The 9,850-nt window shown below is 61.1% G+C and carries 7 protein-coding genes; 3 read left to right on the plus strand and 4 right to left on the minus strand.

Features of this window, described 5'->3' with window-relative positions; genetic code table 11:
- Positions 1 to 7: 7 nt before the first annotated feature.
- Entirely contained in the window at positions 8 to 2,425 is a 2,418-nt protein-coding gene (locus QP994_RS08360) for a zinc metalloprotease (protein ID WP_284866167.1), read from the plus strand.
- On the opposite strand, the gene QP994_RS08365 is transcribed toward QP994_RS08360, so the two are convergent.
- Together QP994_RS08365 and QP994_RS08370 are read right to left on the minus strand one after the other, a co-directional pair.
- Positions 2,422 to 4,173, minus strand: a complete 1,752-nt coding sequence (locus QP994_RS08365; RefSeq protein WP_284866170.1) for a pyruvate dehydrogenase — start codon at positions 4,171 to 4,173, stop codon at positions 2,422 to 2,424. The genes QP994_RS08360 and QP994_RS08365 overlap by 4 nt on opposite strands.
- Before the next feature lie 67 nt (positions 4,174 to 4,240).
- Positions 4,241 to 5,470 carry an alpha/beta hydrolase gene (locus QP994_RS08370; RefSeq protein WP_284866172.1) on the minus strand — a complete coding sequence of 410 codons (1,230 nt, stop codon included), beginning with the start codon at positions 5,468 to 5,470 and terminating at the stop codon, positions 4,241 to 4,243.
- A 343-nt stretch (positions 5,471 to 5,813) separates the two neighbouring features.
- Between QP994_RS08370 and QP994_RS08375 the strand changes: the two genes are divergently transcribed.
- Positions 5,814 to 6,605, plus strand: coding sequence for a carbon-nitrogen hydrolase family protein (locus tag QP994_RS08375; protein WP_284866173.1), 792 nt, complete (start codon positions 5,814 to 5,816; stop codon positions 6,603 to 6,605).
- A gap of 6 nt (positions 6,606 to 6,611) precedes the next feature.
- Here QP994_RS08375 and QP994_RS08380 read toward each other — a convergent pair whose 3' ends face one another.
- Positions 6,612 to 7,430, minus strand: a complete 819-nt coding sequence (locus QP994_RS08380) for a ferredoxin reductase domain-containing protein (protein ID WP_284866175.1) — start codon at positions 7,428 to 7,430, stop codon at positions 6,612 to 6,614.
- 103 nt (positions 7,431 to 7,533) lie between these two features.
- Here QP994_RS08380 and QP994_RS08385 point away from each other — a divergent pair, with 103 nt between their 5' ends.
- Positions 7,534 to 8,871 carry a sodium/glutamate symporter gene (locus QP994_RS08385; RefSeq protein ID WP_284866177.1) on the plus strand — a complete coding sequence of 446 codons (1,338 nt, stop codon included), beginning with the start codon at positions 7,534 to 7,536 and terminating at the stop codon, positions 8,869 to 8,871.
- 29 nt (positions 8,872 to 8,900) lie between these two features.
- Here the strand turns inward: QP994_RS08385 and QP994_RS08390 are convergent, their stop codons facing one another.
- Positions 8,901 to 9,380 carry a helix-turn-helix transcriptional regulator gene (locus QP994_RS08390; protein ID WP_284866179.1) on the minus strand — a complete coding sequence of 160 codons (480 nt, stop codon included), beginning with the start codon at positions 9,378 to 9,380 and terminating at the stop codon, positions 8,901 to 8,903.
- Positions 9,381 to 9,850: the final 470 nt, after the last annotated feature.

Genomic DNA, 9,850 nt, shown 5'->3' on the forward strand with positions numbered 1-9,850 from the left:
GCGTGCGATGCTCCCAAGACTGATAGCTGCAGCAACAGCCGTCACGCTGGCGCTCAGCGGGGCAGTTTCTCCTGCACACAGCCAAGAGATCGCACAAACTGAGACCTCACGCGCGACCGCGAGCAGCGGCAGCTTGGTTGGTGCGAAACTCCTGCCGACCAATAAAGACAGTGCTGAACTGACCTGGCGCTCCAGCGCGGGCACGCTGCTGACGCGACTGGATTCCACCGTGTACCTCAATGGCATTCCGCAACGCAGTGCTGCTGATTCTGTGACCACCCGCCGTGAAGGTGCAACCGAAATCTTTAACGTGCGCAGCATCGATCACGCAGCCGGCTCCAATACGGGCATTGAAGTCCTGCGCACCTACCGTATCGACGGCACCACCGCCACACTTGATGTGACCCTGCGCAACACCACATCGCGCGAACAGAGGCTTCAGGTGGACCTACGCCACGCCGGGGTTCATTCCAGCCCGAACTTCACCGCCATGTCTGCCGACAACACGCTGGTAGCCACCACCACGCGCCCGGACTACACCGTCAGCGTGGACTTTGACGGCAACCCGCAAGCAACCGGATTCTCCGGCGACGGCACCTGGCCCGACGTGGCCTATGGTGTCGACGGCGCCAAAGGGCAGCGCGGCAGCGGTAGCGCGCGCTACCAAAACGGACGCTGGTTCAAGCCTCTACAACCGGGTGAAACGTTCACAGGCTCCATCAGTGTGACAGCCGTCCCGGCTGTACGACCCACGGACGCTGACGGTGATGGCATCCCCGACGAATGGGAACGCCACGGCTTTAAGCCCACCCCCAACGAACACTTGGACTTCCCCCGCTGGGGCGCATCCCCCGACACACGCGATGTGTTCCTCCAACTCAACTGGATGCAGCCCGAAGTGGACTCTAAATCCTGCGCACCTGGTGGCCGTTACGCACGAACGCCCCGCGGCTACACCGACTTCCTCGAGTGCGCGGAGGCCAACAAGAACGAATACCGGCCCTCCAAAAAGGCTCTCCGGGACCTCATTGACCTGTTCAAAGACAAAGGCATCAATCTGCATATCGATGCCGGAGAGTGGTTCAACACCTTCACCACCAACCCCGCCGAGATGAAGGGCGGACCGACGGTGCCGTACCGCGTCCCGTACTACGCATCCGAGGACACCATCAGTCCCACCCTCTTTGCGGACCGCGCCGACTATCTTGGCGCACGTGACGGTATCTTCCGCCTGGGCATCATCGGCGATCAGCTACTGGCCGGCGACTACTCCTCCGGTGTATCCACCACTCCCGGCGGCTCCTTTTACGTGGCCAAACAGTTCACCATGACCAGCGACGAGCAGGTACGCAACACCATCCTGCACGAGCTTGGCCACAACCTTGGTCTCACCCACGCCGGCACCTCCACCGTGCCAGCCAACCATGGTCTATCTAACCTGCCCAACTACCTGTCCACGATGAACTACCTGTACCAGTTCTCCCACTTCGGGTACTCCGACCGGGAATACCGTGATGGTGGTGCGTTGCCTTTGGTGTGCCTGGTGAAGACCTGCTACGAGGGCCCCTACACCGTGCCGGCTGACTGGGACAACCTTCTCCTCGCGGACGGCCTTGGCCGTTTTGCCATTCCTGACACCGACCAGCATGACCACCACCAGGAGGACTCCACCGTCCGCGACCTGGAAGTGATCGCCGCCGACAAAAACTCTGGCAAGGGTGGCTTCCGCCTCACCCAGGACCCGGACATCCACAACGGCATCATCCCCGCGCTGCCCGCGAACGCTATCACCGGGGAGATCACTAACCGCGGCCGGAAAGAACAAACCTTCATCCTCGAAGCCACCTACCCCGGTGGCCCCATGTGGCGGGAAAGATTCCGGGTTGAGGGCATCCCAGAGGACCTGCCTGAGGATGACTCCACCAACCCCACAGCCGGCAAACTCCCGGTGACCATCCCGATTGAGGTTGACCGGACCTTCACCGGCTCCTCTTTGCCCGTAACCATCCGCCTGTTCAACGCGGCAGGGGTGGAACAGTTCAACGAAACTTTCTCCATCCCGGTGCTGGATTACACCGCGGAGGATATCTCTAACGTTTTGACGGAGGTTCTCGCCGACCCCACCATCGACCCCAAGGTCAAGCAGGCAGCAGAACAAGCTCTCGCCAGCCTTGGCAGCGCCGACGGCGACAGTGGCGACAGTGGAGATGCTGGCGACACTGGATCAGAGCCCAAACCGGGCACGAACCCTGGCAGTGATCCCTGGGTGAATCCGCCCGCCCCAGGCACGACGACCACACCCCCGCTACCGGGGGAGGAGGGCTTGGGGTGGAAGATTCCGCTCATCGTCCTCGGATCCCTCCTCGGCCTCGTGGGATTGATCGAGGGGCTGCGTTGGATCTGGGAACAGTTCGTGGAGTTCTAGAACTCGATCGCCGCCGCACCCTTGATGTTGCGGAGGTTAGAGCGGGCAAGGGTGACCATGTTGCCAATCCCGCCGTCGAGCACCGTCTTCACCGCGGACTCCGTGAAGCCCTTGATCATGGACCAATCAAAGTTCGGCGGCAGGGACAGTGCATTCGGGTCGGTGACAATGTCCACCAACACTGGGCCGTCGTGTGCCAAAGCCTTCTTCAGGGTCTTCTTTAGATCCTGTGGCTTTTCCACACGGAAGGACGTAATGCCCGCTGCGGATGCAATATCTGCAAAGTTGACGCCCTCGTGGGAGGTACCAAACTCCTTCAGGCCAGCCACCATCATTTCGAGTTTGACCATGCCCAAGGTGGAGTTATTAAACACCATCATCTTCACCGGCAGGTTGTGTTCCTTCACCGTGATGAGCTCGCCCAGCAGCATGGCCATACCGCCGTCGCCGGAGAATGTGATCACCTGGCGGTCACGGTCCGCAGCCTGCGCACCAATTGCTTGGGGTAGCGCGTTGGCCATGGTGCCGTGGCGGAAGGAAGCCAACTCGTCCTTCTTGCCGTTCGGGGTGATGTAGCGGGCAGCCCACACGTTGCACATGCCGGTGTCGACGGTGAAGAGGGCGTTGTCGTCCGCAAGCTCGTCGATAAGCTCCGCAGCATACTCAGGGTGAATCGGGGTGGCTTTCTCGTTGTGGCCGAAGTTCTCAATGACGTTGTTGAGCAGTTTCGCGTGTTCCTTGAGCATCGAATCGAGGAAGGAGCGATCCTTCTTCTCCTCAACGTGCGGCAGGATGTTCTCAATCACGCTCTTCACATCGCCCACAACCGGGTACTGCACCTTGGTGCGGCGGCCGATGTTCTCCGCCTTGATGTCCACCTGTGCCACGTTCTTGGTGGGCAACCACACGTTGTATGGGAAGTCCGTGCCCAGCAGGATGAGCAGGTCAGCTTCGTGTGAGGCCTCGTAGCAGGCGCCGTAACCAAGCAGCCCGTTCATGCCCACATCGAAGGGGTTGTCGTGCTGGATGTGCATCTTGCCACCGAAGGAGTGCCCGATGGGGGACTTGATCTTCTCCGCTAGTGCGAGCACTTCATCCCGGGCATCTGCCGTGCCAACGCCACAGAAGAGCGTCACCTTCTTTGCCTCATTGATGGCCTGCACGAGGCGTGCTGCCTCTGTTGGATCTGGGAAGACACGCTTGCTATCACCGCGCGCGATGGTGGAATCCAGCAGCGGAACATCCGCGGCTTCCTGGCTAGCAATGTCACCGGGCAGCACGAAGACAGACACGCCCTTGCCGGCCATCGTCGATTGGATTGCGTGGTGCAGGATGCGTGCGCCCTGTTCCGGTGAGTTGACCATCTCGCAGTAGCCAGAGCACTCCGCGAAGATCTGCTCCGGGTGCGTTTCCTGGAAGAACTTCGAGCCAATCTCCTGGCTGGGGATGTGGGATGCGATGGCCAGCACCTTCGCGCCGTTGCGGTGCGAGTCATACAAACCCTGAATCAGGTGAGTATTGCCCGGGCCACAGGACGCAGCACACACGGCGAGCTCACCGGTCACGAGTGATTCGGCCCCCGCAGCGAAGGCTGCTGCTTCCTCATTACGGACGTGAATCCACTCAATGCTGGATTCAGCCACTGCGTCGGAGACAGGATTCAGCGAGTCACCCACAATGCCGTAAATACGCTTAACGCCGTTTGCCTCGAGGGTCTGGACAATCTGGTGCGCAAAATCTTTATTCATCTTTCCTCCGTCACATGTCTTCTTGTCTGTTCCCACGGTACGCTTCTTTCGTGGATCGCTTTTCTGCTTAGCGACGCACCGCCTCTCCCACCGCCCCTAGAAACTCCCCGTCCGCGAAGTAGGCGGAGTGCCCGCCGCGAATCCCGGGGATCCGTTCCGCCCCAAACTGTGGGCTTGCCGGGTTGAATCCGTGGACCGCACCAGGGCCGGAGCGCAGCGCCAAAATCGGATCGGTGGGGGAGTCCGCCACCAGTACCCGGGTGTTCGTGCCGATGAGTGTGAGCTCATCCACGTTTCGCGCCGGCACACCTGGGGAACCAGCCAAGATCAGTTCATCGGCGAACAAGCCGTGGTCCATCGCAGCTCGCGTGGCCACGACAGAGCCGTAACTATGGCCGATGACAACGTGGCGGGCATCCGGGAAACGCTCATCAAGAGCCATCTGGAAAGCCGCAAGATCATCTGCGCCCGCCCGCGCATAGTTCGGACTCGCCCCCTGCGGCAGTGTCGCTGGGGGCAGGTAGCCCTGCCACACCACCACCGCACCACCCGTGATGGTTGCGATGTGCTGTGCCCGTGCGATCGCGCCGGGCAAATGTGCCGGATCACCACTAGAAACACCCGCTACCAGGGTGGTCACACTAGACGGGTTGATCCGCCATGAATCATCACTCGGTGGGCCCACCATGACGGTGTAGCCATCGCCGTAATTCGGGCCAGCGTCGTCCCGGAGGGGAGTGGCCTCCAAGAGCAGGCCGTCCGCACCGCGGATCACGTCCCGGACGGAAGCTGGAGCGGTGCCCAGATTGCGTTCACTGATGTGCTCAAGCGGTTCATCGGGGTGGAAGACAAGCCGGTCCAAATCAGCCTCGTGCGCCAAAAGGCACGCTCCCGAAACGGAGGCCGCGCAGGCTTGGTCCAGCAGCTGAATCTGAAGCGCAAGCGTTGCCAACGCCGCCTGATGGGCCAGCGCGAGGCCCGGTGATACCGCTGCGAGGGGAGCCACGCCCAGGCTGCCCTGCCCGGCGAGCGCCTCCCACGTCCGGTCCAATTCGCGCTGCACCTCCGCGGCTGTATCTAACACGTCAGCTATCGCGGTAAGGCGGGCAGCGGGCTCCTCCAAAGAGTTGCCCAACTTGGTCAGGAGATCTAAACCTTGGGTGGCGGTGGGGCCGTCCAGGCCGACGTCGTGAAGCAAACTGCGATGAGTCCACGTATCGGTGACCCGCGAACGAAGATCCCCGGACACCTCGCGCATTCGCGTGGCAGAACGAGTGAGTTCACTGGCTACGAGCATCAGGCACCCCCAAACCCGTGTGAAGAATCAACGTGGCGCACCGCATGGGCAAAGGCGGCGAGATCAGCCGCCTGATCCGTCACATTGCGGGAACGGGTGGCTATTCCGTTGAGTAATATTTCGTGCGCTCGGGCTAACGCAACGGCGGTGAGACTCGGAGTGGATAAACCATCTAACTGCGGTAAATGCCACTCGGGGAACGTAGGAAGACTGTGTGCTGGTGCTTGGATGTAGTTCATATTTCCGAGCAAAAACCATGACGCCCTCCAAGCGCAAGGAAAACGCCCAAAATGGCGAAACGGGCCTGTGGAATTCGTTTCAAATTCCACATACGCTGGTGCGCATGCGAATCGGAATCGTGCAAGTCACCACCACAAAAGACAAGAGTGAAAATTTGTTGCTTGCCACTGAAAACATTCGGGAGGCGGCCACGCAGGGAGCCACGCTCATCGTGTGCCCGGAAGCAACATCACAAGCCTTCGACTCCGGTCGCCTAGACACCCAAGCCGAAGAACTCGACGGGCCCTTCTCTACTGGCCTGCGTGAGCTGGCTGCCGAGCTCGGCGTCACCATTGTCGCCGGCATGTTCCGTCCCGCTGACACCCAGGGGAAGATCAACCGCGTGTACAACACCGCCCTGATCACCGGCAATGGCCACCACGAGGGGTACGACAAAATCCACACCTTCGACACAGCCACCTACAGTGAATCCGACACCGTCAAACCTGGCACCCGCCTGCACACCTTCACCCACGAAGGGGCCACCATCGGCGTAGCCACCTGCTTTGATATCCGCTTCCCGGAACAGTTCAAACAACTCGCCCGCGAAGGTGCACAAGTCATTCTTGTGCCCACCAGCTGGGCCGATGGGGAAGGCAAACTCGAGCAGTGGAACACCCTCGCCCGCGCCCGTGCACTCGATGCGGGGGTGTTCATCATTGCTGCTGACCAGGCGCGACCAGGTGGCGTGGCTGAAGCAGGGAAGAGCTCGGGTCCCACCGGTATCGGCCACTCCATTGCCGTTGCGCCCGACGGCACCGTCATCGCCCAAGCCGGATACGAGCCCGAGGTCTTTGTTGTGGACGTCGACCCCGAAGAGTCCCTCAAGCAGCGTGCAGCCCTGCCTCTGCTCTAATCGGCTCTAATCGGCCCGCGTCAACCTCAACCAATCTGAGGCGTCCGCCAACGCCCGCAAGCCCGGCTCGTGCGCACCGGCCGCGTCCACGAGCAGCTCCACATTCACACCACTGCCACGCTCAGCCGCACCAAACACCGCGGCCCGCACGCCCGCCAACGCCGCACCACGCGCATCCACAGTGTTGGTCAGCCACACCGGCTCACCGCTGGCGCGCCCCAACGTCCAATACTCACCCACCTGCGGAATCTGCGACGCGTCCACATCGCTAGTCAACGTCTCCGCAGGCAAGAAAAACACCAGCTCACCAAAACTATTCGGCGGAATCGCCGGGGCCAATCTATCCCACTGCGGATCCGTCCCCTCGACTTGCGCCGCTGCAGCGATCTCTGGGCGCAACACGGGAAACGTTTGCCCCGCCTCATACTCCACCGGCACGGAAGCGGACAGGTAGACGGCCCAGTAGGCGATCGCGGTGTCGTCGAAAAGCGGAAGCACCCCAATCACCTGCATCGCAGTCGCCGGCGGCACACCCGCAAGATCCGCCTCCCGCGCCGCGGCCCCCATCCGCGACAAGCCCGCAATCATATGCTCCCGCACCTCATCCATCTCCGGGTGCGCCTCCAACACCGCTTTCACAGGGCCCACCACGGCATCATAAGAATCAGCAGAAACAGCAAGCCTTCGCCTATCGACGCCTACCGCCACCCACCCCTTCTCATCCCCCAACAACGCCTCCACTAAAGCGCGCGCCTCCGGAACCTCGGGCAGGCGACTGACCAGCTCTTCTACCAAAGACGGCGACAATTTCACGCGTGGCGACATGCAGTCCAAGATACCGTGTCCCCCGAGACGGCTAAGCTAGCCGAGACAGAACCTTGCAGATCCCACGGATCTGGCGGAGAAACCGAGAGCTGAAAGGTCCACCATGGAATTCACCCCCTACGTGTTGCTCACCGATGTCGGATGGATCTCCATCCTCCTCATCATCGGCAACATCCTCCGTCAACGGGTCCGCGTCCTCCAGCAGCTCCTGCTGCCCGCGCCGATCACCGCCGGACTCATCGGCCTGTTCCTCGGCCCCGAAATCCTGGGACTCATCCAGTTCTCCGACCACATCGGCGCCTACACGTCACTCCTCATCGCCGTCGTCTTCGCCTCCATGGCCTACTCCATGGACCTCGGCGGATCCGTGGCCAAAGGCGCACGCAACATGTGGGCATTCTCCACCACCATGTTCATGTTCCAATGGGGCCTCTTCATCCTGTTGGGCATCTACCTCTTCAAACCCGTCTTTGGCACCGAGGATTGGTTCGGCATGATGCTGCCCGTCGGCTTCGTCGGTGGCTTCGGTACAGCCGCCGCCGTCGGCTCCTCCCTCGAAGACACCGCAGGTGCCGTCGCCGCGTCCTCCCTCGGGTTCACCTCCGCAACCGTGGGCACCATCGTGGCCATCATCGGTGGCGTCATCGTGGCCAACTGGGGCATCCGCACCGGTCGCGCAACTGAACTCCAAGGTGAACTGCCCAAGGAACTGCGCTCCGGATACATCGAAGACGAATCCCAACGCCCCTCCATCGGTAAAGCGACCACCAACCCGTCCTCGATCGAACCGCTCGCCCTGCACGGCGGATTCATCGTCTTCACGGTGCTTGTGGCCTACCTGGTTAACGACCTTCTCTCCACCGTCCTCGGCAACGTATCTATCCCGCTTTTCGCCCTCTCCTTCGTCATCGGCTTTATTGGCCGCGGTCTCCTGCGCCTGTTTAAGAAACCGAACTACCTGGACAAGGACACCGTCACGGCCATTTCCGGCGCGGCGACCGACTACATGATCGCCTTCGGCATCGCCTCCATCGTCCCCGCAGCCCTCGCCGCCTACTGGCAGGCACTCGTTCTGCTCTTCGTCCTCGGTCTCGTGTTCTGCCTGTTCTACCTACTGGTCATGGCCCCGTTGTACTTCGGCGAACAGTGGATCGAACGCGGCATCTTCGGCTGGGGCTGGGCAACCGCCGCGGTGGCCACCGGTATTGCCCTGCTCAAGATGGTTGACCCGAAGCTTAAATCCGGCACCCTCAACGAGTATGGCGTCGCCTACGTCGGCTTCGGCCCCTTCGAAATCGGCATGACCATCCTCGCTCCGATCGCCGTGCTTGCGTCCTTCACCGGTGCGTTCGGCTGGGTGTCTACGCTCATCGCTGCCGGCATTTTCATCATGAGCTTCGCCTTCAAATGGGTCCCCGTCCGAGACAGCGCCAAGACTTAATCGCGCCCTAGCGGCGCCCTGATCACGCCCTAACCAGCCTCTTTGTCCCGCGTGGCCTTCGCGGCAAACCAGACGCTGATGCCCTCCCGCATCGCTTGCCTCGAAGCCGCCTCGATTCGGTCCAGGACATGCCACGGCGCCAGGTCCGTGATCCGCCGTTTCAATCCGCCGACGCGCTTTTTCAGCTCCTCATCCTCCGTGTAAAAATACGCGAACACAAGCGCCAAAAGCTCCAGCTCGTCATCATCGAAAATCAACGGTGGCATCTTCTCGCCGCGCATCAACCGGTAAGAATTCGACTCCCGCCGCGTCGTCTTAATCTCAAATCCAACGGCACGGAGTGCCTGGATGTCGCGCCTCAACGTTCGCTTATCGACGCCCAATTTCCCCACCAACTCCTCCCCCGTAAACGCCTGCCCCGTTTGCAGCGCCGCCATCAGCTCCGCCCCGCGCAGAAACGGCGGGCATTTCGGTCGTCCCTCAAAAACCGAAATTTCTGAAATCTCCACTCGCTTCATCTCGAGTGTTCCCCCCCTTTTGCTCATCCCCGCAGCTGCCAATAGCTCCCAATAGCTCCCTGTAGTGCCCCGTAGTTACCCCTGGTTCCCCTGGTTCCCCTTTGGTTCCTCCGGGTTCCCGAAGCCTCTTTCATAAAAAGGTGCCCTAAAGGTGCCTTCGACGTTAATCGTCTTCAGTGCGCCGCACCAGCAAAAACTGCCCACTTAAGTGGACACCGAAACGTTCCTTCCTTTGCTTTCGTTCTTCATGCAGCTCTGGAGCAGATAGGCGTATATAGGCGTATATATGCGTCACGGACGATGCGGACAAATCTGTCCGCCGGCGCGCTTCCGTAGCTTTGGCCTGCGTCTTTGCCGCGTTTAGATGTGGACACACTGTGCGTCTGTCAGATGCGGGTTTTTGGTACCGGTGTTCCGGAGACCCGGTACTGCCGTGTTCCGGGTAGTTGGTACCGGGGCCG

Source organism: Corynebacterium sp. MSK044 (assembly GCF_030232825.1).
Classification (GTDB): domain Bacteria; phylum Actinomycetota; class Actinomycetes; order Mycobacteriales; family Mycobacteriaceae; genus Corynebacterium.